This is a genomic window from Cupriavidus sp. 05L310 (assembly GCF_056398185.1).
The window spans coordinates 1-20,581 of record NZ_JBFTOX010000100.1 but is presented as its reverse complement, the minus strand read 5'-3'; the positions used below and the strand labels follow the sequence as shown (position 1 = coordinate 20,581).

At 61.5% G+C, this 20,581-nt stretch carries 21 protein-coding genes and 2 pseudogenes; 8 read left to right on the top strand and 15 right to left on the bottom strand.

Translation table 11 applies throughout. The annotated features are described in order from the left end of the window. Nucleotides 1–149 precede the first annotated feature (149 nt). From AC1DS6_RS40625 to AC1DS6_RS40610, 4 genes and pseudogenes are all read right to left on the bottom strand, one after another. Nucleotides 150–878 (bottom strand): annotated as a pseudogene (locus AC1DS6_RS40625) (thiolase family protein); the annotation flags it as partial. A 22-nt stretch (nucleotides 879–900) separates the two neighbouring features. Beyond that, nucleotides 901–1,659: an SDR family NAD(P)-dependent oxidoreductase gene (locus tag AC1DS6_RS40620; RefSeq protein WP_477104633.1), complete on the bottom strand. Its 759-nt coding sequence runs from the start codon at nucleotides 1,657–1,659 to the stop codon at nucleotides 901–903. Nucleotides 1,660–1,684: 25 nt separating this feature from the next. After that, nucleotides 1,685–3,055 carry an MFS transporter gene (locus AC1DS6_RS40615; protein ID WP_477104632.1) on the bottom strand — a complete coding sequence of 457 codons (1,371 nt, stop codon included), beginning with the start codon at nucleotides 3,053–3,055 and terminating at the stop codon, nucleotides 1,685–1,687. A 61-nt stretch (nucleotides 3,056–3,116) separates the two neighbouring features. Beyond that, nucleotides 3,117–3,839, bottom strand: a complete 723-nt coding sequence (locus AC1DS6_RS40610; protein ID WP_477104631.1) for a nitroreductase — start codon at nucleotides 3,837–3,839, stop codon at nucleotides 3,117–3,119. Nucleotides 3,840–4,084: 245 nt separating this feature from the next. Between AC1DS6_RS40610 and AC1DS6_RS40605 the strand changes: the two genes are divergently transcribed. Continuing rightward, the gene (locus tag AC1DS6_RS40605; RefSeq protein ID WP_477104630.1) at nucleotides 4,085–5,740 is read left to right on the top strand and encodes an acyl-CoA synthetase; all 1,656 of its coding nucleotides are present in this window, start codon (nucleotides 4,085–4,087) and stop codon (nucleotides 5,738–5,740) included. A 259-nt stretch (nucleotides 5,741–5,999) separates the two neighbouring features. Further along, nucleotides 6,000–6,332, top strand: coding sequence for a hypothetical protein (locus tag AC1DS6_RS40600; RefSeq protein ID WP_477104629.1), 333 nt, complete (start codon nucleotides 6,000–6,002; stop codon nucleotides 6,330–6,332). Nucleotides 6,333–6,507: 175 nt separating this feature from the next. On the opposite strand, the gene AC1DS6_RS40595 is transcribed toward AC1DS6_RS40600, so the two are convergent. From AC1DS6_RS40595 to AC1DS6_RS40585, 3 genes are read right to left on the bottom strand one after another with little or no spacing between them, the layout of a single operon-like run. Next, nucleotides 6,508–7,299, bottom strand: a complete 792-nt coding sequence (locus AC1DS6_RS40595; RefSeq protein ID WP_477104628.1) for a PRTRC system ThiF family protein — start codon at nucleotides 7,297–7,299, stop codon at nucleotides 6,508–6,510. Further along, nucleotides 7,299–7,940: a PRTRC system protein A gene (locus tag AC1DS6_RS40590; protein ID WP_477104627.1), complete on the bottom strand. Its 642-nt coding sequence runs from the start codon at nucleotides 7,938–7,940 to the stop codon at nucleotides 7,299–7,301. The genes AC1DS6_RS40595 and AC1DS6_RS40590 overlap by 1 nt, the downstream gene beginning before the upstream one ends. A gap of 2 nt (nucleotides 7,941–7,942) precedes the next feature. Beyond that, complete coding sequence (locus tag AC1DS6_RS40585; RefSeq protein ID WP_477104626.1) at nucleotides 7,943–8,665, bottom strand: PRTRC system protein B; 723 nt, start codon at nucleotides 8,663–8,665, stop codon at nucleotides 7,943–7,945. Between the two features lie 343 nt (nucleotides 8,666–9,008). Here AC1DS6_RS40585 and AC1DS6_RS40580 point away from each other — a divergent pair, with 343 nt between their 5' ends. The 4 genes from AC1DS6_RS40580 (at nucleotide 9,009) to AC1DS6_RS40565 (ending at nucleotide 12,313) form a co-directional block, all read left to right on the top strand. After that, nucleotides 9,009–10,172 (top strand): hypothetical protein, encoded by a 1,164-nt coding sequence (locus AC1DS6_RS40580; protein WP_477104625.1) that lies wholly within the window; start codon nucleotides 9,009–9,011, stop codon nucleotides 10,170–10,172. Continuing rightward, complete coding sequence (locus AC1DS6_RS40575) at nucleotides 10,169–10,567, top strand: DNA translocase FtsK (protein ID WP_477104624.1); 399 nt, start codon at nucleotides 10,169–10,171, stop codon at nucleotides 10,565–10,567. Before AC1DS6_RS40580 ends, AC1DS6_RS40575 begins: the two co-directional genes overlap by 4 nt. A gap of 296 nt (nucleotides 10,568–10,863) precedes the next feature. Then, on the top strand, nucleotides 10,864–11,187 hold the full coding sequence (locus AC1DS6_RS40570) for a hypothetical protein (protein ID WP_477104623.1): 324 nt from the start codon (nucleotides 10,864–10,866) through the stop codon (nucleotides 11,185–11,187). A gap of 970 nt (nucleotides 11,188–12,157) precedes the next feature. Then, complete coding sequence (locus tag AC1DS6_RS40565) at nucleotides 12,158–12,313, top strand: hypothetical protein (RefSeq protein ID WP_477104622.1); 156 nt, start codon at nucleotides 12,158–12,160, stop codon at nucleotides 12,311–12,313. Between the two features lie 249 nt (nucleotides 12,314–12,562). Here the strand turns inward: AC1DS6_RS40565 and AC1DS6_RS40560 are convergent, their stop codons facing one another. Together AC1DS6_RS40560 and AC1DS6_RS40555 are read right to left on the bottom strand one after the other, a co-directional pair. Then, nucleotides 12,563–12,697: a hypothetical protein gene (locus AC1DS6_RS40560; RefSeq protein WP_477104621.1), complete on the bottom strand. Its 135-nt coding sequence runs from the start codon at nucleotides 12,695–12,697 to the stop codon at nucleotides 12,563–12,565. Nucleotides 12,698–12,780: 83 nt separating this feature from the next. After that, nucleotides 12,781–13,918, bottom strand: a pseudogene (locus tag AC1DS6_RS40555) (integrase domain-containing protein). Nucleotides 13,919–15,059: 1,141 nt separating this feature from the next. Between AC1DS6_RS40555 and AC1DS6_RS40550 the strand changes: the two are divergent. Next, nucleotides 15,060–16,061 (top strand): PRTRC system protein D, encoded by a 1,002-nt coding sequence (locus AC1DS6_RS40550; protein ID WP_477104620.1) that lies wholly within the window; start codon nucleotides 15,060–15,062, stop codon nucleotides 16,059–16,061. Between the two features lie 13 nt (nucleotides 16,062–16,074). Further along, nucleotides 16,075–16,491 carry a hypothetical protein gene (locus AC1DS6_RS40545; RefSeq protein WP_477104619.1) on the top strand — a complete coding sequence of 139 codons (417 nt, stop codon included), beginning with the start codon at nucleotides 16,075–16,077 and terminating at the stop codon, nucleotides 16,489–16,491. Nucleotides 16,492–16,740: 249 nt separating this feature from the next. Here the strand turns inward: AC1DS6_RS40545 and AC1DS6_RS40540 are convergent, their stop codons facing one another. The 6 genes from AC1DS6_RS40540 to AC1DS6_RS40515 all read right to left on the bottom strand — a co-directional run. Beyond that, nucleotides 16,741–16,959, bottom strand: coding sequence for a hypothetical protein (locus tag AC1DS6_RS40540; protein WP_477104618.1), 219 nt, complete (start codon nucleotides 16,957–16,959; stop codon nucleotides 16,741–16,743). Nucleotides 16,960–17,069: 110 nt separating this feature from the next. Beyond that, the gene (locus AC1DS6_RS40535; RefSeq protein WP_477104634.1) at nucleotides 17,070–18,122 is read right to left on the bottom strand and encodes a primase-helicase zinc-binding domain-containing protein; all 1,053 of its coding nucleotides are present in this window, start codon (nucleotides 18,120–18,122) and stop codon (nucleotides 17,070–17,072) included. A gap of 237 nt (nucleotides 18,123–18,359) precedes the next feature. Beyond that, the gene (gene ssb, locus AC1DS6_RS40530; protein ID WP_477104617.1) at nucleotides 18,360–18,932 is read right to left on the bottom strand and encodes a single-stranded DNA-binding protein; all 573 of its coding nucleotides are present in this window, start codon (nucleotides 18,930–18,932) and stop codon (nucleotides 18,360–18,362) included. 18 nt (nucleotides 18,933–18,950) lie between these two features. Continuing rightward, entirely contained in the window at nucleotides 18,951–19,712 is a 762-nt protein-coding gene (locus AC1DS6_RS40525) for a hypothetical protein (protein ID WP_477104616.1), read from the bottom strand. Nucleotides 19,713–19,720: 8 nt separating this feature from the next. Next, complete coding sequence (locus AC1DS6_RS40520; protein ID WP_477104615.1) at nucleotides 19,721–20,149, bottom strand: hypothetical protein; 429 nt, start codon at nucleotides 20,147–20,149, stop codon at nucleotides 19,721–19,723. 98 nt (nucleotides 20,150–20,247) lie between these two features. Continuing rightward, nucleotides 20,248–20,581, bottom strand: a 334-nt coding sequence (locus tag AC1DS6_RS40515; RefSeq protein WP_477104614.1) for a hypothetical protein, incomplete at its 5' end; no start/stop codon positions are given.

The window sequence follows — 20,581 nt, the reverse complement described above, 5'->3', positions numbered from 1 at the left end:
CGCGCCACGTCCAGGTCGACACGCTCCACCGTCCATGGCGCAGTCACGCCAAGCAGCTGCCGGTACAGTTCCACGCTGTCCATCGCACACCTCCTTACCAAGCCATGCGCGAAAGCGTACTACCTACCCACACGAAAGTCTGAAGAACCTTTTTTGAAGGCTGGCTTCAACGAGGGAATCTTCTCAAGGTTGACCTTTGGCGGCTGCTCATCGCTCTGCAGCGTGACCTCGCCCGTCCGACCTTGGACCATGACCGGCGTTGTTTCCCATGCGAAATCACCGCGTTCGATCGCCGCCTTCGCACGCTGGGTCGAGAGAATGGCCCATTCGTCCTGGGCTTCGCGCGAGAAGCCATAGCGCTCGGCACAGTCCTCGGCGAACGTACCCATCAGCCGGCCGCGTGTGTCATTTCGATAGTGGTCTTCCAGTCCATCGAAGAACATGTGGTCCAGCAACTGCCCGTGGCCGAGCCGATACCCTTTGCGCGCTTTGGGCAGCAGATAGGGGGCGTTCGTCATCGACTCCATGCCCCCAGCAACCATCACGTCGTTGGTACCAGCGGCGATCGAATCATGCGCCAGCATCACGGCTTTCATGCCGGATCCGCACACCTTGCTGATCGTCGTACACGTCACCGATTCAGCAAGGCCCGCGTTCAGGCAGGCTTGACGCGTAGGAGCCTGACCAACGCCGGCGGGGAGAACGCAACCCATCAGCAGTTCCTGGATCGCGCCAGCATCGATACGCGCGCGCTCAACAGCTGCGCGAATAGCGAACCCGCCCAGTTCCGGGGCTGTCAGGCTTGCGAGATCTCCTTGGAAGCCACCGATCGGCGTGCGTGCGGCGGACAGAATGACGACTGGATCGTTTGTACTCATGTTCGGTCTCCGTTCTGGTGATTTACTTTGCCGCCATCCGGATGGCGCCATCGAGCCGGATGACCTCGCCATTCAAGTAGCCATTGCCAAGCACGTGCTCGACCAGACCGGCGAACTCCGTCGCCTTACCCAAGCGCGAAGGAAACGGAACGAACCGACCCAGCGCCTCTTGCACATCGGCTGGCATCTTGAGCAGCATCGGGGTTTCCATGATCCCTGGAGCAATCGTCACGACCCGAATTCCGGACCTGGCCAACTCCCGCGCGAGCGGCAAGGTCATCGCAACCACACCGCCCTTCGAGGCGGCGTAGGCGGCCTGCCCAATCTGGCCGTCGAACGCAGCAACCGACGCAGTGTTGATGATCACACCGCGCTCGCCATCGTCGTCGGGTGGCTCCTGTTGCATGATTTCGGCGGCCAGCCGAACCATATTGAACGTGCCGCCCAGGTTGATGTTGAGGGTGCGCAAGAAGGAACTCATTGCGTGCGGCCCCTGCTTGCCTACTACCTTCTCCGCGGGCGCGATACCGGCGCAGTTCACCAGGCCGCGCAATGTTCCCAGCGCGGTTGCTGCTTTGAATACGTCTTTTGCTCCCTCTTCGCTCGTCACGTCGGCACAGACAGACGCGCAGCGGAGTTCCTCAGCCATCGCTTCGGCGGCCTCCAGATCGAGGTCGACGATCAGCACCTTGCCCCCTTGCTCAGAGAGCAATCGGGCAGTTGCGGCTCCCAGTCCAGAGCCGCCGCCGGTTACGACGAATACGTTGTTACTGATCTGCATCGGATGATTTCCTGAGGGTGATGGGTCAACTGCTTGCCGACGAAGGGATGTCGGAGTGTGAGGGAAGCGCTTCCGCGCCCTGTGTGTTGGCCGCGCTGCGGCGATGGTCGATCATCATGACCGCGACGGTGCCCAATACGCCGGCAAGGCCGATCGCCAAGAAGTTCTGCTCCAGAGGCAGTCGCATCGCCACCAGCATGCCGATCAGCACGGGTGCGGCGATCGCTCCGAGGCGGCCGATACCGGAGGCAAAACCCACACCGGTCGAGCGAATCGAAGCGGGGTAAAACTCACCGGCGTATGCGTACGCCAGGAGCTGTGTTCCAAGGGTCGAGGCACCGACGACGAACACGACAAGGAAGAGCAGCTCAGTCGATTTCGTGTAACCCATCAACGCCAGCGACACTGCACCGGTCGCGTAGAAGGCCACCAGTACATATTTGATGTTGTACTTGTCGCCCAGCCAACCACCACCCACAGCACCGACCACGGCACCAATGTTGAAAACCAACACAAAGGTAAGTGCGGACCCAAGGCTATAGCCCGACATGGCCATCAACTTTGTGAGCCACGAACTCAACGAGTACACCATGAACAGCCCCATGAAGAAGGCGACCCAGATCATGACTGTGCTGAATCCACGTCCGTCCTGAAACAGCTTGGCCACCGGGGCTTTGGTCACCATCGCCTCTTGGGGCATGACGAGCCGGTCTTGGCTACTGACTTGAACCTCCGGCGCGATCTTCTTGATCAGTTGTACGAGCTTCTCGGCACGGTTTCGCTGCACCAGAAACGCCAGCGAATCAGGCATGGTCAGCAAGACGAAGGGAATGATCAGGATGGGCGTGCCGGCGATGAAGAACACGGACTGCCAGCCATAGGATTCAATCAGTTGCTTGCCGGTGAGCGCCACAAGGATGCCGCCGATCGAGTACCCAGCGAACACCAGGGTGACGAGACGGGCTCGGATCTTGCGCGGAGCATATTCACCCATCTGAGCAGTCACGATGGGAAGCACGCCGCCAATCCCGAGACCTGCGAAGAACCGGGTAATGCTGAAGCTCAACGGATCGTGCGTCAGTCCGGCCGCGGCTGTGAAGAAACTGAACAGCGCGATGCATACGCAAATCGACACAGGCCGGCCGATCTTGTCGGCCAGCGTGCCGAGGTAAATCGCCCCAAACATCATGCCGAACAGGGCCGAGCTCGCCATGAATCCGGCCTTTGCTGCATCCACCCCCATCTGTTTCATGATGGACGGTAATGCCGCGCCCACAACGGCCAAGTCGTATCCGTCGAGCACGAGAATCAGGACACACCAGAACAGGATCAAGCCATGGAAGCGCGAGAATCTCGCGTTCTGTGTGATCCTTTGAACATCAACTTCGTTACTCATGGTCTCCTCCATTTGAGAATGGATATCGTTGGTGGTGCTATTGGTCCATCTGCGGGTAAAGCTAGGTGGCGTGATAAACCGTAAAGGTGGAAGAAGGCGCCCTTTCAGAGACGAGCGAGTTCTCAATGCGACTCTCGTCGGCGTAGCCTAGGCTCATGCCCACCAGGAACATTTCTTCTGGCGGCAAGCCAAGCTCTTGCTCGATGATCTTGTGGTACTTCATGAAGGCGGCCTGAGGGCAGGTGCTCAGACCGTAGGTACGCGCGACAACCATGATGTTCTGCAGGAACATCCCGTAGTCGAGGAGACTGCCGCGCTGCATCACGCGGTCGATCGTGAAGAACAGCCCAACAGGTGCATCGAAGAACTGGTAGTTCCTGCCGTGCTGCGCGTGCATCCTCTGCTTGTCACCCTTCTCGATGCCAAGAAGGCCATAGAGCTTCCATCCGATGTCACGACGCCTGTCGATATAGGGCGACACCCACTCTTCTGGGTAGTAGGCCCATTCATCGGCATGCGCATCCGCCAACTCGGGATCGTTGTCGACTTTGGCGATTGCGGCGCAGACCCGGTCTCGGGCGTCGCCCATGACCACGTGTACCTTCCAGGGTTGAATGTTCACCCCCGTCGCCGCATAGCGCGACACATCAAGAATTGCCTTGATGGTCTCGTGTGGGACAGGTTTCGGAAGATAGGCGCGAACGCTACGTCGCGTAGCCATTGCCCATTCCACAGCCGACCGGATCGATGAAAGTTCATCCGGTGGCGGTCCAGCTCGTTCCATCTACTACCTCGCTCAAGTGTCATGCGGACCTCGCGTCCACTTAGAATTCAGATTAGCGAGCGTTTCTCAGCCCCAATGTCTTGCAGCCGACAATCGTTTCCCTCTTTGAAGGTCGGAACTCGACGCATGGAAATGTCTCAGGGGTGACATTCACCCCGTTGGACCAACGCTAGATTGGGATGTGGCTTGAGGAACGGGGAACCCCTCAGGGCCGTGCATTCATAACCCGACGTGGAGACATCGCTATGACCGGAAACATTTATCAGAGCGGGCTTGGCCGTACCCCTGCAAATCACCTCCCGCTGACACCGCTCCACTTCCTTGATCGGTGCGCCGACCAATATCCCGATCACATCGCGATCATTCACGGCTCGATGCGGCAAACGTGGAAGCAAACACGAGAACGCTGCCTGCGCCTGGCGAGCGCGCTCGTCAAGCGGGGCATCAAGCGTGGAGATACGGTTTCGATTCTCGCGCCCAACACTCCCGCCATGGTCGAGGCACATCACGGCATCCCGCTGTCGGGCGCAGTGCTCAATGCGATCAACTGCCGGCTGGATGCCGAAGGCGTCCGCTTTATCCTGCGCCACGGCGAATGCAAGGTTCTCTTTGTCGACAGGGAGTTCTCTTCGCTCGCCGCAAAAGCGCTCGAACAGATTGAGAACAAGCCACTGGTCATCGACATCGCTGACATCGAAGCACCCACCGGCGATCTGATCGGCGAGATGGAGTACGAAACCTTCCTCGCTGAAGGTGACGCTGACTTTCCGGGCGTATGGCCGGAGGAGGAATGGGACGCGATCGCCTTGAACTACACATCCGGCACCACATCGGACCCGAAGGGCGTCGTACCAAGCCATCGGGGCGCCTACCTGATGAGCATGCTCCAACTCACGGATTGGGGCATGCCCCGTCGGCCGGTGTATCTGTGGACGCTTCCCCTGTTCCACGCAAATGGCTGGTGCTTCGCGTGGGCGATCACCGCCGCTGCCGGCACGCACGTCTGCCTGCGAAAGGTGACCGCGGCGAATATCTTTGGCGCCATCAAGCAGCATGACGTGGATCACTTCTGCGCAGCACCGATCGTATTGGCATCGCTCGCCAACTGTTCTGATGCTGAGCGTTGTCAACTGCAGCGTACTGTCCGAGTTAGAACGGCCGGCTCACCGCCGCCTGCAGCAGTGCTGAAGTCAGTGATCGAGATGGGGTTCGAAGTTGAACACGTCTACGGCATTACGGAAGCATCCGGCACCCCGGTGAGCAGCTTCATCAACCCGGCATGGAGCGATAAGCCGATGGATGAGAAAGCGCGCCTCATGGCTCGCCAGGGCAATCGGGCCTCCGGCTTGGAAGACCTTCGTGTTGCTGACCCAGTCACTTGCGAGCCTGTGCCCCGGGATGGCAAAACTCAAGGTGAGCTCTTGCTCCGCGGCAACATCGTGATGAAGGGCTACCTCAAGAATCCCGAGGCCACTGCCAGCGCATTCAATGGGGGCTGGTTCCACACAGGCGACGTCGCTGTGATGCATCCGGACGGCTATATCCAGATTACGGACCGCTCGAAGGACGTCATCATCTCTGGTGGTGAGAACATTTCTTCGGTGGAAGTCGAAGACGTTCTCCATCGGCATCCGGCTGTCCTGATCGCTGCTGTAGTCGCTCAACCAGACGCGAAGTGGGGAGAGTCACCTTGCGCGTTCATTGAGCTGAAGCCCGGCGTCGCTGCCCCAGACCAAGCTGACATCATCCGCTTCTGTCGTGAGCACCTGGCCCACTACAAGTGCCCGGTGAGGGTCATTTACGGGGTACTTCCAAAGACGGGAACGGGCAAGATTCAGAAATTCAGATTGCGGGAACTGGCGGGAAGCCGCGAAGCCATTACGGACCTTTCGAACGTTTAGGTCCTTGGCAGAATCTCCATCCCGAGCCGGCGGCTCGTCGTGGAATCCACCACGCAAAGCGACGCGGGCAGGCCAGCTGTGGCGAGATGGAGCTCCCCAGCCGCATAGGGCAAGCTTGGTCACCCGAGTCGGGCATGTGGGGAAACCATATTTCGGACCCATATCCAAACTGAGGGCGGCTATCTTCGCCACCTTGCAGTCGCCGGCAGCCGCCGCCGAGGTCGTCGTGAGGTTCTGTCGCCGTCGAATCGATCGGACGTTGAAAAAGATCAACCTTTCCGGCCCCAAAAGTGTCGGCGAGCTAATTGCGGAGTACAGCGCTCAGACCGCAAGCCTGGATGTCGCAGGCCTCGCCGCGGGAGCAACTCAAAAGATTCAGGACGCATTGGCATGTGGGGACTTGCGTAGCCTACCGACCATCTATGACAACAAGGGCTTGCTTGCCCTTGCAGCTCAGCACCTGAAGCAAGCGAGATTGGCTACCTTTGAGGCATGGCTGACAAGGATCCTGAGAGATGAAGCAAGGGCACCTGAATTGGCCGCAGCGCTGAAGGCAGTCCTGCCGGCAGTGCAAGCCACCAACGACCGTTAGACTTCGGGAACGGTCGTCCCATCCGCCGGACGCGAATGACGGCAACGGGTCGATAAACGACCTTCGTCCTCCGCCCGGACTGGCCCTGAGCAAAAAAAAGGCCCCCAAGAAGCCAGTGGGCTTCCGGGGGGGGGGGGGATTTCAAGCGTGCGCCCGGTCGGACGACCGGGCCGGTTCATTTCATTGCTCGCTTCCGTGCCGCGGGCTGCTTTGGCTCGTAGCCAAAGCGGGCCCAGGCCGCAGGATCAACGGGCAGAGGATTGGTGCGCCCTGCTTCCAGGTTCACGAACACGCCCGAGTACTTCAGCGTGCCGGTCCGGAAGAGCGTCCACAGCAGATTGAAGGCTTGCACGCCGATCGCCTGATTGATGACCAACGACTGCTTGCGCAGTGCGTCGGCCATCGAGCAGGAAGGCGCCGTGTCGGCCTTATCTCCCTTGGGGTTCACGAGATCGGGGAACAGGTCGCCCACATGAGGAAGGCGTTGGGCAATCTTCCTGCCCACCTGCCCCAGGATCACCTGGCCCTTGTCCGTCTCATTGCCACAGTCGAGGTAGTAACCACCACTGCCACGACTGATGGCACCCAGAATGGCCTTGCGAGCCGCGCGAGTGTCGACGCAGCCCACCGCGAGATCGCAGTCCAGCCGGTCGGTACTGGCGATCCGCCGCGTCTGGGCAACCCAGCGGGTACCCATGAGCGCATTGAGGCGGTTCACCAGCAGCGTCGCCTTGATCTGGCCAACGTCATTCGGATAGAAGCCCTGCCGGCCGACGTTGGTCTCGCTTACCGTGTCGTCATCGAACACGATGCACTCGATGCCGCCCGGGTGCCCCAGTTCCAGCATGGCGTGATGCAGCCTTGCCAGATTGGGCAACAAGGCGCTGCCGGTACCGCCTGCGCCAACAACCACTACGCGCCAGGCGTACTCGAGCATCGAATCGGGGATATGGTGAGTCATCGTCATCACACGCCCCTCGCGGCCTTCGTCGCCGCATGCCAGTCACTCGGGACCCTCTCACTCTTCTCGAAGATCCCTTTCGCACAGAGGCGCAGGGCGAGCGATGGCACATCCGTGCCGCAGTTGCCAATCACGAACGCGAACTTCACGTCGTGCACGTCGTCTATGTCGTCTTGTGACGAGAAGTACGCCGGATGCGCGCCGTGAGAGTGGCAGTCAAGGACCAACACCTCGTCGGCGGACAGATCCGGGCGGTCGTAATCAAGGTGGCCTCGTCCTTGCGAGCGGATGACCACGGGGGCAAGCCGGAAGTCCCGCGTTACCGCGTTCCAAACAACCCAGGCGCCAGTCTCGTTGGGCATTGCTGCCCTGGCCATCTCCGCAAACTCCCCGATCAAGTGAACAGGGATCTTCCCGCAGCGCAGGTACGTGGTTTCGGCAACCAGGCCATAAGGCACGGCTGTCTTAACGTGGTACTTGCCGATCTGCCGGACGAGCCGCAGCCACGGCCGCGACACTTCCAGAAACATACCGTCTTCGGCGGCCAGTAGCCGCTCGCCGGCGCCTTCCATCGGCGCCAGGTCCCCGAAACGCGGAACCATCACGGTGGGAAAAGATTGCTGCAATGTGCTATCCATAGGATGCATGACTATTCTCCAATTTTCCCGGCAATCAGATTGCCGAGAGTCTTTTTCATAGGGATGAGCGCATGCTTCGGATAGGAAGGGAACTTCCCATCCAGCATGTCGCGCCAGAACGCAAATTCACCGTCTTGGTAGTCCACACGCTTACCGCCGTGATTGGGATGGGTGAAGGCCGACGAGAAGAAGGCTTCTTCCCAGCCGGCGATCGACGCCACATCAATCTGCTTCGGTACATGTGCGGAACCGATGCAAATCTTCCCCAGATCCCACGTGTTGAAGTAAGGCGGCTCATACAGCACCGTCTCCGGCGTGGGCCGCTCGTCTTGCATCAAGGCGAACACGCGAAAGCCAGAGGCGTGTGCCTGGAAAACCAGACCAGGGTGCGGGACCACGGCGCTACGCTCGCCAAGCTCCTTGCACGAGAAGAACACACGCTGCTGTGCAGGCGGCCACCACCACGTGATGGCATGTGGCCCGATGGACAGAACGTTCGGCGTTAGAAACTCCCCTTTCGGCAGCGCTTCTTCCGCAACCTGGCGGACCGCATGAATCAGTGCACGCCGGTTGAGGGGCACGCCTGCCCCAATGACGGGGCGCCCCGTCTGCTCATCCGTCACGATCTGGTGTGCGGTGGCATACGAGAATTCCCCGGCCTGGCGGCCATAAAGCAAAATGGCCCCTTGCAGGGCCACCTCATGGGACTGACTTCCAACAACAATTCCGGCCATAGACCCTCCTATTCGGATACCAAGGTGAGAACGCGGTCAAGTGCCGCGATGATTTCAAACATGCAGGCCAGTTCTTTGAACTGCTTGCGAATGGCCTCGCCGGCGACCCGGAATATGACCGACGCATGGCGGAAAAGCGCGCCCACTACCGGCAGGTAGGTATTCCGCTCGTTGAATGGACGCCACGCATAGAGGCGCTGGAGCAGGTCAAGCTGCCGCCTCCAACGCGACGTCAGTCCAAGACCACAACTGCTGCGACTTGACTTTTGGGTTAGGGCGCTAGCCTGGACCAGTCCCAACCCGCTGGCCGCCCAGCGCCCACCATCTCCTTCTACTAGTGAGCATGTCTTCCCATTCCCCCCATACTGAGTCAGGCGCCCTGACAGACGCCACTCCCTTCCCCCTCGGCCCGCTGACCGCGGAGCAGACGCAGGACGCGCTTGCGCTCTATCACGGCCTGCCCCACCACACGGCCTCCGGCGAGGCTGTCATTCGCCGCGCGGCCACGACCGCCTATACCAACGGCTTTCAGGACGCCAAGCAGTGCTTCGCCGGTGCCGCGACTGCAGCGCCCGAGAGCACCGTGCACCATGCGGAGCCAGACGTCACCTTGCTGGCCAGCATCGCGACCTGCCTGGATCACGGTTTTGGCACACTCACCACGGACCGCCAGAGGGCCCTGCTTGCCGAAGCCCGCAAGGTGTACGACGAAGTGGTCGGCATTGGCTACTACAAACAGGAAACCCGCGGCGAACATCTGCGCTGGCTGTCCAACGAGATCCCGGGCGGCGAGCGGGATTCCAACAGCTTCCAGGCCCCATTTCCCGAAGGCGTTCCCGCGCCGCAATCCGCACCGGTGGCACAGGCGCTGACCGAAGCGGAAAGCCTGGCACTGGCAGAGCAGGCAGGTTGGGCGCTGAGACGCAATGGTGGTATTGATTGGTTGGTGGCCGGCAGTAACCCCAAGGAAAAGCTGCTCGATCTGGTTGCCAACATCGAGGGCGCCATCCTCGCCAAAGCTCGCCCGAGCCGTCTGAACGCCAGTCCGCAACAGGCGCAGCCCGGGAGCAGCGGGGATGGATGGGTCAGCGTCAACGACTGCCTGCCGCCGTTTGACATGGGCGAGCGTGTGCTGGTCTACACCGAGGGCGCGGACTTCGCCGGCGAGCAGTTCTTCGACATCAAGGCCGACGACCTATACCCGAGGCCGACCGAGAGCGGCCCGGAAGGGGGTGACGCGCGTACTGAGGTGGCCGCAGCCGCAACGCACTGGATGTCGCGACCGTACCCCGCAGCAGCCCCTCGACAGCAGGCGCACGGCAGGGCGCTATCGGACATAGCGCGCGAGGTTGACATGCGCTGCGCGGAGATCTTTTCGGAAGACGCGCGCCAGATGCGACTGGCAGGAACCTACGGCGCGCTAGCAGCGCGATACGCTGGGTGTGCCGCGATGCTAGTGCGCCACATCCGCTCCACCTCGTCCCAACGGGAGCCAGAACAAGCATGACCGGCACCGTCGTACTACGTGACCTGCACCTTACGACTCCCGAGGCGTTCGATGCCGCCTACGCCGAAGCAATCCGTCTGGTCCACGCCCACCGCGCCGCCTCGATTTCGCTCGTGCAGCGCTATCTGCGGATCGGCTACGAGCCCGCGCGCGCTTTGCTGGCCCGCATGGTTCGCGAAACCACGTTCGTGCGGACCATGCCAGGTGGCCTCTATCTGTATGCGCCCGAACCACTCGCGAGTGAGCTGAAGGCTTTGCATGGGTTCGTCACCGACGTCCTCTTGAGCTGCGAGCGCAGCCCCCTCGACGCGCAGGCAGTGCGACAGATCGGTCTCAAGCATGCGTTACTGGACTTCGTGCGGCGTGGCGAGGACCCGCGCCCAACGGACGAATGACGTGCCCAGGTCGGAGACCGTGAGGGTGGCCCGCAACCAGACGACAAGGCCCGATTCGAGGCAATGGTCTACGGATATGGGGAGATAGACGCCACCGCGCAGCCTCAAACTCAAAGCGCTACCGATGAGTAAGAACGGCGCAATCGCCTGCATCATTCACAAGCGGACGAGAGGGGCAATGTGCCTGAGCGCGACGCCGTCATGGGTTGGCACGGTACGAAGCACACTGGCCGCCTCTGGACAATCGAACTGATCGGCCCAATCCCTATCTATGTACTGAAGGCTCTCCACACCCGATGAACAAAGCAAACCTCGACGCAGAATTCCCCCAACCCGACACCGTGCTGACAATCCGCGGAGCCATTGCAGTTGGCCGCCAGGGCGGGCCCAAGCCGCCCGACGGATCATGGCTGACCGAATTCTGGGAAATTGGCCATATGGCCCGCAACGCCGCCGATACGATGCGCGAGGCGATTGCCCCGTTCCAGCGCATGGTTGGCGACGAATCCTCTCACCTTCAGGACCACATCAACGCCCTCGAGCGCGCCGTCGAGGGCATCGACGGGATCTATCAGGCGCGATTTGAGAATGCACAGGTGCCTGCCGATAGCCATGACTGACGCCGCACCCGGCACGCCGATCTCCCTACCTTCGCCCCCATCTATGCAACACGCCATCGCCGACTTGCTCGCCAAGACCGAGCAGTACCTCCAGCTTCGACCGCTCAGCGCCTGACCGCGCCGGCCGGGTGGGTCGCGGATCTTGGCATAATGCATCGCCAGATTCCCGCGATCCCGCCCAAACAATGTCAGAAGACTTACTCAACTGCGCCCACTGCGACAGCCAGCCTCGATTCATCGCCAATCGCTTCGAGGCGGTTATCGCTTGCACCGGCTGCGGCGTCACCACTCCACCACAATCCCTTGACGCCGGCCACGAACAGGCCTACGCGGTACTCCGCGGAGTATGGGAACTCCGCGTCAGACCGCTGCCCTGCGACCGCCATGAGCTATCTGGGCTCGTCCGGAAGGAGTTGACCAGCGCGGACCTCGGTAGCGTCTTGGCGCTGATAGCAAACAACGAAGACAACTGGGCCGAGCGCGGCCCTTTGTTTGCGGCGATGGCCGCCCGCCTACTTCGGCAAGAACATCCTGCGCAGGAGCTGATACCGCCAGAGACCATGCTTAGGGATGCGAGCCGATACCGCCAGCTTCTACGCCGCGCCCGGATCCTCCAGATCGATGGCCGGCCCTGGATCTACGTCACGCCGTTCGAAGCGCACGGAGCGCTAGCCGAGGTGGCTGACGACCTAGCTGCTGGCGATCTGGGGCCAGACGAGCCTCAGTCCTACGCGTAGGACTGGAATCTCCGGAAAGGCGATGAAAATGGCTCGCCTTTTGGGGGTAAGACGCGGCCTTGACATCGGCCAAATCTTGGCAAGATAGGTCCATACCCCACCTCCCGGAATCCCCATGCTGCGCCCCTCGTGCTATTCGCCGCAATCGCCGCTCGGTATTCAGTTGTCAGGTCGGATACCCTGCCCTTCATTCGCGCCGCCGTCGCCCGGTACTAACTAGCTAGGAGAACTATATGGAACGCCTCAAGCAGATCATCCATACCTTCCGCACCGACGAGGAGGCCCGATCTGGTGTCATTTTCGTCATCGCCCTCATCTTGTTCCTCTGCTGGTGGGGCGCGACAGGTCACTGGGACGACTCCCCGTACCTGCCTTCCTTCCTGCGGTGATCCTCGGCAGGGGGCTCACCGCGGGACCAGCTGCGGCGCAACAAGCCGGAACACAAGGGGACCCCGAGCACATGAGTCCACCCTATTGACGGAAAGACGCGTGATTTCCCATCTCTTTCCGCCACCTTTGCGCACAGATGAAGCGGGGCACAGTACGCCGCTTGGCCTCGTCGCCTTGCAATGCCGTCGACCAGCCTGCCGATCGCGCCTCCCGTCCCTCATGATCACGCCTGACCAGGACATGTGACGCTAGTGCGGGTCCGCATCGCCGCTGAGGTGTTTGGCGGTGTAGCCGTAGCCGACCAGCTTCACCAGATGCCAAACGGCAGCACCCGCGATGATCCCCACCGACGACGACACGCCCAGTCGGATCAGTGCGACCATGACTGCCACTCCCAACGGCGCAGCGACTGGGTCCGACAGCAGCGTCACACTAACCACCCTGTCACCGTCCCTGAGCCACTGACTCATGACGACTCCTTGTCGGAACCCGGCAGCCTCGCCAGCAACCGGTACAACGCCTGTCGCGTGATTCCCAACGCCTGCGCAGCCTTGGCCTTGACCCCACCGGCCTCCAACACCGCCTGCTGGGCCATTTCCGGGGTAACGACCGGGCGCGACGCAGCCGCCTGGACTGAATAGGTCGACAGATACGCGTTGGCCTTCGTCTGCCGGCTGTGGCCAGCTGCCGCGACGATCTTGCGCATTGCCTCCTCATGCCGCGCCCGATCTATCACCTTTCCGCCGCCCTTGATGGCCGCCGCCTGACCAGCCGTCCGCTCATACATCTGGTGGAAATACTGGTGCCGCAATCCGTGGGCGGTCACGCCGCATCCATTCTTCGTGACCCCGTGCTTTTCCAGCACACTATAGAAGTGCCGTCGCCACTGATCTTGCGTGTACGTCCGCGGTATCAACGTCCCGTACTTCGGGTTCGTTTCCGCCGCCAGCTCGGCGACCTCGATCAGCAGATCGTACTGCCAGGTGAATTCAAGGCTGACATTGCGTGACCTGCCCCCTTTGGTCCCATCCACGACGTGGAGATGCCCGGATGGCAGCACATCCTGGATCGGCCGCAAGCGCCAGCTTTCCTTCGCCCGCAATCCAATGCCTATCGGTCCCGGCAATCTCCGCGATCTTCGCCACGGCGTCCACCCCGTTTCCCTCCCACGAACGATCCTCGCGCGCGATGTAGCTCCGCTTGTAGTCTGCCGGCCGTTCCACGTAGTCGTCGAGCGACCCAACCATGTTGGTCTTCCCCATCCACGAGGTGAGAGCCCGCAAGTGTGTCAGCCGCAGCTCCACCGTTCCGACGTTCAGCTTCTGCTCCAGGACCCAGTAACGCACCAGCCACTGAATGTGCTTCTGTCTGAGGTTATACGGCGTTGTGAGAGTGAAGCCGCCATCGCGAAGGTCCACAAACATCTTCAGTAGCGCTTGTGCGCGCTGACGTTGCGACATTTGCGAAAGCGACCGACCACTGACTCGGGTCGTACTGTGCGGCGAATGCAGGTGCGCCGCGGCTAGCACCGCGAACGCCGATTTCAGACTCTCGGGGAGGTTGTATGCGGCCAGGACCGCGCGCAGGTTGATGCCCTTGCTCATTGTTTGTCTTCCCTCCGACCACAGGTGCTCTTCGCCATCGCGAATTCCCTGCAGCGCGCCCAGCGGCGACTTGATGTGCTCAGTGAATTGCCGCCCCGAACGACACTCACCTCTTGGTGCGCCGGACTACCACATCCAGCTAACCGGCCACCTTGCCGGAGTCCACTTCTTCCTGTCCTTTAGCGATGCCAACCGATCAGCCCTGAGCATGGAAGCAATGCGTCCTGACTGTCCGCTATGCGAACACGCCGGCGTTTGCCTTGCGTGCCGCTGCGCGGCCATCCACCCGGTGCATCTTCTTGATGCCGGCCCTCGTTCGCCAGGATTGTTGTCCTCGCGCTCGTGGCTGCTGCCGTGGTGGGTGATTCCTGTTGCGCCGTTCTGGTACCGGTGACGCCCCCCGGATCGTCATGCTCTCAAGAGCTTGCGTCAGTCACGTCCGTGACCCGCAAACGGCTCCCCGCCCCGAAGCCAGATCATCTCCGCCGCTGTGTGTCGGGCTTCGTGATCCGTGCCCAGCCTGTGGCTGAAGGGACGTTTCTTATCGGTGGCGATTCCTCGAACACTGTCCGGTGTCCGGCTTCGGAATCGTCCTCACTTCGGTCTACTTTCGGAAACAGACCGCCAATCGGCTTGGTATCGCGGTGTCCGGTGTCCTCACTATCCGACACTGTCCGCTTGATTTGATTGAAAAAAAACCGGATCAATTTCCGGCTCGTACATAGAGGCGACCGACAACCCATTTCGGGCTCTTTCGGTGCTTGGGATGGCCGCCAACGTGGCGGCAGGTCGATGCGTCGGGGACGCGAGAAGTACGACAAGGATAGCGAGCCAGGCACACACGTGCAACCCCCGCGAAACAGCGATTCGTCGCTCAAATTCGTGAGCTTACGCGGACTTGACTTCGATGCTTTGCCTGTAGATTTGGCGTTGTCCCGGCCGAAGTGGCACGAGGGCCGGACTTACGTGGCACGCAAGTGCCAATTGGGGTGAGGCCAGGTGACCCCCACCCGCAAGTGGCACTTTCGTCGGACGTTGGTCGTACTCATGTGCCACCTATGTCCGTCATGCGCCGTGGGCCGGAGTCAGGACAGAACCACTAACCGCAAGCGCGGCATCGCCGCAAGAACAGGAGAGCAGTATGAAATTGAGCACGGTCGCAGTAGACGTCGGCTACGGGAATACCAAGTCAGCCTTTCCGCAGGGGGGCAAGGTCGTAACGAGCATGTTTCCCTCACTCGCGCCGCCGGCCTCGCGTTCGAATCTAACCGGCTACGGAGGCGGTTTCTTCAAGGCCCGCGACGTGATCACCATCCAGGTTGAAGGGTCGCATTATGAGGTCGGCCCGGATGTTGCTATCAGTGCAGCCTATGGAAACACGGGCCGAACCCTCTCGGAGGACTTCGCGACCACGCCTGAGTATGCAGCCCTGCTGGGCGGCGCGCTGCATTACACGGGCGCCAGCGAGATCGACCAACTCGTGCTTGGCCTGCCCGTACACACCACGCAGAAGTACGCCACCTTCCTGCGCGACCGCTTCACCGGTACCCTCGACTTCGGCAACGGCGAGATTCGCGTCCACAGCGTCGCGGGTCTTCCTCAGCCCCTCGGATCGCTAGTCACCTTTATGAGGCAATCCGGCCAGGACTTTGACGGCAACAACGCCCATCTGGTAATCGATGTTGGCTACTTCACCACTGACTGGGTGGTTGCCCGCGGCTTCACCATGGATGACACCCGTAGCGGCGGCGTGCCTGGCGGCTCATCGCGGATCTACCAGGAGATCGCGGACCTCATCGCCGCCCAAGAGGGGGAGCCGGTATCGGGCATTGAGCGAATCGACAAGGCGCTCCGTGACGCGACCTCGCTGCTCTTCTACGAGAAGGAGATCAATCTGCAGCCGTTGCTTGAGCAAGCGCGCGCAGTCTGCCAAGGGACGGTAAAAGAGATGCAGACCCGTGTGGGCCGCAGCGAGGATATCCGCTCGATCATTCTTAGCGGTGGCGGCAGCTCGCTCTATGCACCAGCCATCCGCGCGGCGTTCCCTCGCACGCCGATGAAGATTCTCGACTCGCCCTGCTTCGCGAATGTCCGCGGGTTCTACGACATCGGTTCGTCGCGCCAACAGCGCGCCGCCACTTAACCGGTTCCCGGCGATGGACAAGATCTCAATACAGATCACGATCAACGCGATTACGTCGCCGGAGCTGCTTCAATACCTGGCATCCATCCAGAGCCCGAAGCACCGCTCAGAGCGGCTTCGGCAACTCGCCGAGATTGGGCTGGGCACGACGGGCACAACGGCGTCAGGTCCGATCGCGGCCAGCCGTCAGCCCATTGTGCAGGTGGCTCCGGTTGTACCGCCCTCGCCCGTCAGCGAGGCCAGCCAACCCACCTCGCGTCCCGAACCGCCGGTCCGGCGGCCGGCAGCGCCGGCCGTCACGCAGGCAGCCTCGCCGGCGCCATCAGCATCTGGCGCTTTGCCGGAGGCGACCGCAACAGAGGCGCAGGCCGATGCCGCCTCGCCGCTATTTGCTCTCCACCTGAATTCCGCCATGGACCGCTTCTTCTGAACGTCGCGAGCGTCTTGACATTTAGCTGCATTCGTTAAAGTAGAATCAACCGCAACGAACCAGGATAGGTCTACACTATGACGGAATACGAAGTTATCCGCTTCTTCAAGTTTCTGCTGACGTTTGGCATCTGCTGGACCCTGTGGGAATGCGCGCTGACGCTATACATGGCCGTGCGCCGCCGTTGAAAAAAATGGACGAAAAAAAAGCCCGGCTGGTATGCCGGGCTTTTTCGTTAGGAGTGATCGCTCAGTGGCGCGTCGGTCGTTGCCGACCAGTGCAATAGGTGAAGGCGGAATCGAAATCTAGTTCCGTGTGTTGAAGCTGCGCGGAACCGTCGGGATTGCGCAGATAGACATGGTAGCTCTCGGCGTCCGACTGGCACGCCGGGACAGCGCCCGACTCCAGTTCCCGCATGGCGCAGATTTGCAGGCGACCCACGATGACATTGAACCCTTTGAACGACATATCAGAACTCCAAGTAGTGAGCTGCCGCAAGGGTTCTGCCCGGCGGGCAGAACCCGCAGGGCAGAGAGAGAACAGGTACCGCCCCGAGAGGCGGTATGCAGAGGAAATGGCTAAGCGTGGACTGCGCGCCTGCCAGCAATGCCTTGCAACCGGTTGGTGGTCAGCCACTGGTCACAAAAGTCCGTGCCCCGCACCATTGGGCGATGCACGTGAACGGTCAGCCCTTCGCCGCGGATGCGCTTGGCTAGAGCCAGCGCGTCCGCCATGCCGGGAGACTTCCCGGTCTTCGGATCGACTTCATCGAAGTCCGCGAAGATGTGCAGCGTATGGATGCCCATGCCTTGCGGCACCACAAACCGATGCAGCAGCACGCGATTCAGGCAGTTCCAAGTCGGGACGCCGTAGAGCATGTGCGCGGCGTAGGCCGTCTCCAGTCCTTCGGCAACACCCAGTACGCCATCACGCGGCGGCATGAGCCGGACCGCACCGCCCGCAAGGGGCAGCGCTGTCACGTCATTGCGCTTGGCTGGGAGGATTTCCCCGTCAGCCGTCACGATGACCGCCTTGGCCGCCTTGGCCGGATCCAGGGAAGTGCGATGCACCGTCGCCATGCGACCATCCGGCAGCGTGAACTGCGCAACGATCGTGGGATAGCGCCCCACCACAGTGCCCTTGTGACGGTAGTCCATCATCGCAAGCCGCAACGCGCTCGGGCGAGGCGCAACGAGGCCAGGCACGCGAGCGGCGAGGTACCGCATCGGGGCGTCTCCAGGCACAAGCGGCTTGGCGCTCGACCAGACTCGCTCGATACGCTCGGCCTTGGCCGCTTCACTCATGCCACGACTTCGAATAGGTGGATGGGCCGGTCGGACAATCGCCGGTGCCGGCCCACCCTCCACCACATGGGCTAGCTCGAGGAAGGACATGCCGGTGTACCGGCAAATGAGCAGGATGGCGTCGCCCGCCATCGGGTTGCCATTGGCGCACTGCCGGCATACCCAATCGCCACGGCCGCTCTTGTTGTCGTAGGTAAAGCGGTCATTGCCTCCGCACATCGGGCATGGGCCTGGCTTGCCGGTCAAGAACTGCTCCGGCAGGTACTGCAAGACCAGAGCGTCCCATTGGTCTGGCGTCCAGTTCTTCGTGAAGCTTCTCATTTTCATTGGATGCACTCCGGTCGGAATGGTTGGTCGATGCCTCAGACAGGCGGGGGAAATCGCTTGCTCAAAGGACACCCCGGCCGAGCCAGAGGGTCTTTTCAGTATGGCGAGTCGCGAGAGGGAGTCGGAATTTGCTGCCCGGAGCCGGGCTGGGAGAGGAAGGGGCTACTGCCGCCAGCGAATGCCGGCAGCAGTAGCTATAAAGCGCGAGGATGAGGCGAGACGGGCGATTACTGCCGATTAGTACATCGGCGCACCGTCGTAGCGGAACGGAATCCCATCCAGCGCCGCCGGGCGGCGGAACGGAATGTCATCATCGGCAAAGCCGCCGCCCGAAGCGGCAGGCTGCTGACGCGGCGGCGCACTCTCGCGCCGCTGTGCGCCCCGCTGGCCTTGCGACTGGCGGGCAGGCTGCTGGCCTTGCGACTGACGCGACGGCTGCTGGCCGTAGCCATCATTGTCGCCGGCGCTGCCACCCTGGCGGTTGCCAAGCATCTGCATCTGATCGGCAACGATCTCGGTGCCGTACTTCTCCACACCGGACTGGTCGGTCCATTTGCGGGTGCGGATGCGGCCCTCGATATAGACGGAAGCCCCCTTCTTCAGGTACTCGCCGGCAATCTCCGCGAGCTTGCCGAAGAACGAGATGCGGTGCCACTCGGTGGCTTCCTTCATCTCACCACTAGTCTTGTCCTTGTAGCGATCGGTGGTGGCCAGACGAATATTCGTCACGGCGTCGCCGCTCGGCAGATAGCGTACTTCTGGGTCTGCCCCGAGGTTGCCCACGAGGATGACTTTGTTAATGGATGCCATAGAACATTTCCTTTCGAATCAATGTGAACGGGTAATCGACCACAGCCATTTGTCCCACAAGACTTGTTGACCGTTCTCGTCGAGCTTTGGCTTCCCCGATTTGCGGTGGAAAGCCGGAACCTTGACCTTTTGCAGCCGCCGCACTTCCACGCGGTCGCCAACCTGACAACCGGCTTCGGCGATGGCTTCCTTCAGCCCCTCGCCTTGCAGCGTCTCAATGCCCGTCGCCGTTTCCAGCTTCAGCGCAAACGACGTGTAGGTGCGTCCGACTCGCTTGCGGTCGGCGAACTCGGCCTCACCCCAGAAGGTGATCGTGCCACGATGCACTGCGGTGCCCGACTCGCGCCGCGCTGTCGTCTCGGCAGCCGCTGGTGCGGCACGCTGGAAGTCGCGGGAAGGTTCACGGCGGGATTGGCTTGCGCCGTCGTCGATCGGCACTGCGGCGCGCGCCGCCGGCGTGGCGTGTGCGCGAATCGCTGCGGAGATGACGGCGGACAGGGTTTCGCCGGGATGCTCGCCCACCACACTCCAATACGGCACGGGATCGGGCAGCAGCTTTTGGCCGAAGGGCGTCGCGGTCGGTCGCGCCTCGAAAGCAGCAACGAAGTGAACGATGCGCGCGCCTTCGTCACGGAAGAGATTCGGCACGCCGCCGATATCGATGTGGACCTCGTTGCCCGAGCCAGTACCAACTGCTTGCTGGTTGGACGAATCGGGTTCAACTGCTCGACGCAGCAGCGCGTCCTGCAACGCGCCCAGGAATCGCTGGATGAAAGCCACGGCAACTCCTAGAGAAGCGTCCCGCAGTGCATCCGGCGAACTTCGTCCAGATCGCGCTTGAGGCGGTCGTGATTGAGGATGATGTCCTGCAGGACTTCGGGATTCACGCCGGTGACGGCGCAGACATAGGTATAGGGCAACGCCCCGTCCCAGTAGCCGAAGATCCAGCCAAGCGTCATGTCGAAGTCGTCCTTCTCCACGGCTTTGCCCTGCATGCGCGCGCGCAGCAGCTCGGCGCAGTCGGCAAGCGACTCAGGAAGGTTGTCGCCGCGACGGCTGTCGCAGGCAAGACTAATTAGGGCGTCGATCATCTGTTCGCGCACGGCCTCGCTCCAATACATCGGATCGGGCAGCGGGTCGCGCTTTGGGGGATCGATCTTGACAGGTGCCGCTTCCCCGAAGAAATCGAGTTGCCAGGCGGCGGTTTTCATTTCCATAGGGTTCTCCTCGCGGAAGCCCCATTGGCCACCTGTCGGTGGGAACGGAGTTCCCACGACAGGTGGATAGGGCCGCCCTCGAATGAGGGCGAAGAGCGTCAGGCGCTGCGGCGTGCAGCGACAGGACGTTTCATTGGAACAACCACGGCAGACTTTGCATACGCAGGTGCCTGGGGCGCCTGCGGTTGCGTCGGCTGGGACGTGGTCGATTCTGGCGCCGGCATCACAACGTCCCGAGGGGTCGGAATATTGGGAGACTGTCGAATTACCCTGTGATAGACCCAGGAAGCTCCAACGATCGCCATGAAGACACCACAGACTATCGAATGGGACGCCACATAGATGCAATCCACCCAAGATAAGCCGCCAAATAAAATCGCATTTTGCGCCGAGGACACTTGACAGGTGACGAGGTTCGAGCGGCCGCCGCCC

Excerpts from the sequence above, each read along its gene's own strand:
- AC1DS6_RS40620 (WP_477104633.1), bottom strand. The coding sequence starts at position 1,659 with ATGCAGATCAGTAACAACGTATTCGTCGTAACCGGCGGCGGCTCTGGA.
- AC1DS6_RS40615 (WP_477104632.1), bottom strand. The coding sequence starts at position 3,055 with ATGAGTAACGAAGTTGATGTTCAAAGGATCACACAGAACGCGAGATTC.
- AC1DS6_RS40610 (WP_477104631.1), bottom strand. The coding sequence starts at position 3,839 with ATGGAACGAGCTGGACCGCCACCGGATGAACTTTCATCGATCCGGTCG.
- AC1DS6_RS40605 (WP_477104630.1), top strand. The coding sequence starts at position 4,085 with ATGACCGGAAACATTTATCAGAGCGGGCTTGGCCGTACCCCTGCAAAT.
- AC1DS6_RS40595 (WP_477104628.1), bottom strand. The coding sequence starts at position 7,299 with ATGACGATGACTCACCATATCCCCGATTCGATGCTCGAGTACGCCTGG.
- AC1DS6_RS40590 (WP_477104627.1), bottom strand. The coding sequence starts at position 7,940 with ATGCATCCTATGGATAGCACATTGCAGCAATCTTTTCCCACCGTGATG.
- AC1DS6_RS40585 (WP_477104626.1), bottom strand. The coding sequence starts at position 8,665 with ATGGCCGGAATTGTTGTTGGAAGTCAGTCCCATGAGGTGGCCCTGCAA.
- AC1DS6_RS40580 (WP_477104625.1), top strand. The coding sequence starts at position 9,009 with ATGTCTTCCCATTCCCCCCATACTGAGTCAGGCGCCCTGACAGACGCC.
- AC1DS6_RS40575 (WP_477104624.1), top strand. The coding sequence starts at position 10,169 with ATGACCGGCACCGTCGTACTACGTGACCTGCACCTTACGACTCCCGAG.
- AC1DS6_RS40570 (WP_477104623.1), top strand. The coding sequence starts at position 10,864 with ATGAACAAAGCAAACCTCGACGCAGAATTCCCCCAACCCGACACCGTG.
- AC1DS6_RS40565 (WP_477104622.1), top strand. The coding sequence starts at position 12,158 with ATGGAACGCCTCAAGCAGATCATCCATACCTTCCGCACCGACGAGGAG.
- AC1DS6_RS40560 (WP_477104621.1), bottom strand. The coding sequence starts at position 12,697 with ATGGTCGCACTGATCCGACTGGGCGTGTCGTCGTCGGTGGGGATCATC.
- AC1DS6_RS40550 (WP_477104620.1), top strand. The coding sequence starts at position 15,060 with ATGAAATTGAGCACGGTCGCAGTAGACGTCGGCTACGGGAATACCAAG.
- AC1DS6_RS40545 (WP_477104619.1), top strand. The coding sequence starts at position 16,075 with ATGGACAAGATCTCAATACAGATCACGATCAACGCGATTACGTCGCCG.
- AC1DS6_RS40540 (WP_477104618.1), bottom strand. The coding sequence starts at position 16,959 with ATGTCGTTCAAAGGGTTCAATGTCATCGTGGGTCGCCTGCAAATCTGC.
- AC1DS6_RS40535 (WP_477104634.1), bottom strand. The coding sequence starts at position 18,122 with ATGAAAATGAGAAGCTTCACGAAGAACTGGACGCCAGACCAATGGGAC.
- ssb (WP_477104617.1), bottom strand. The coding sequence starts at position 18,932 with ATGGCATCCATTAACAAAGTCATCCTCGTGGGCAACCTCGGGGCAGAC.
- AC1DS6_RS40520 (WP_477104615.1), bottom strand. The coding sequence starts at position 20,149 with ATGGAAATGAAAACCGCCGCCTGGCAACTCGATTTCTTCGGGGAAGCG.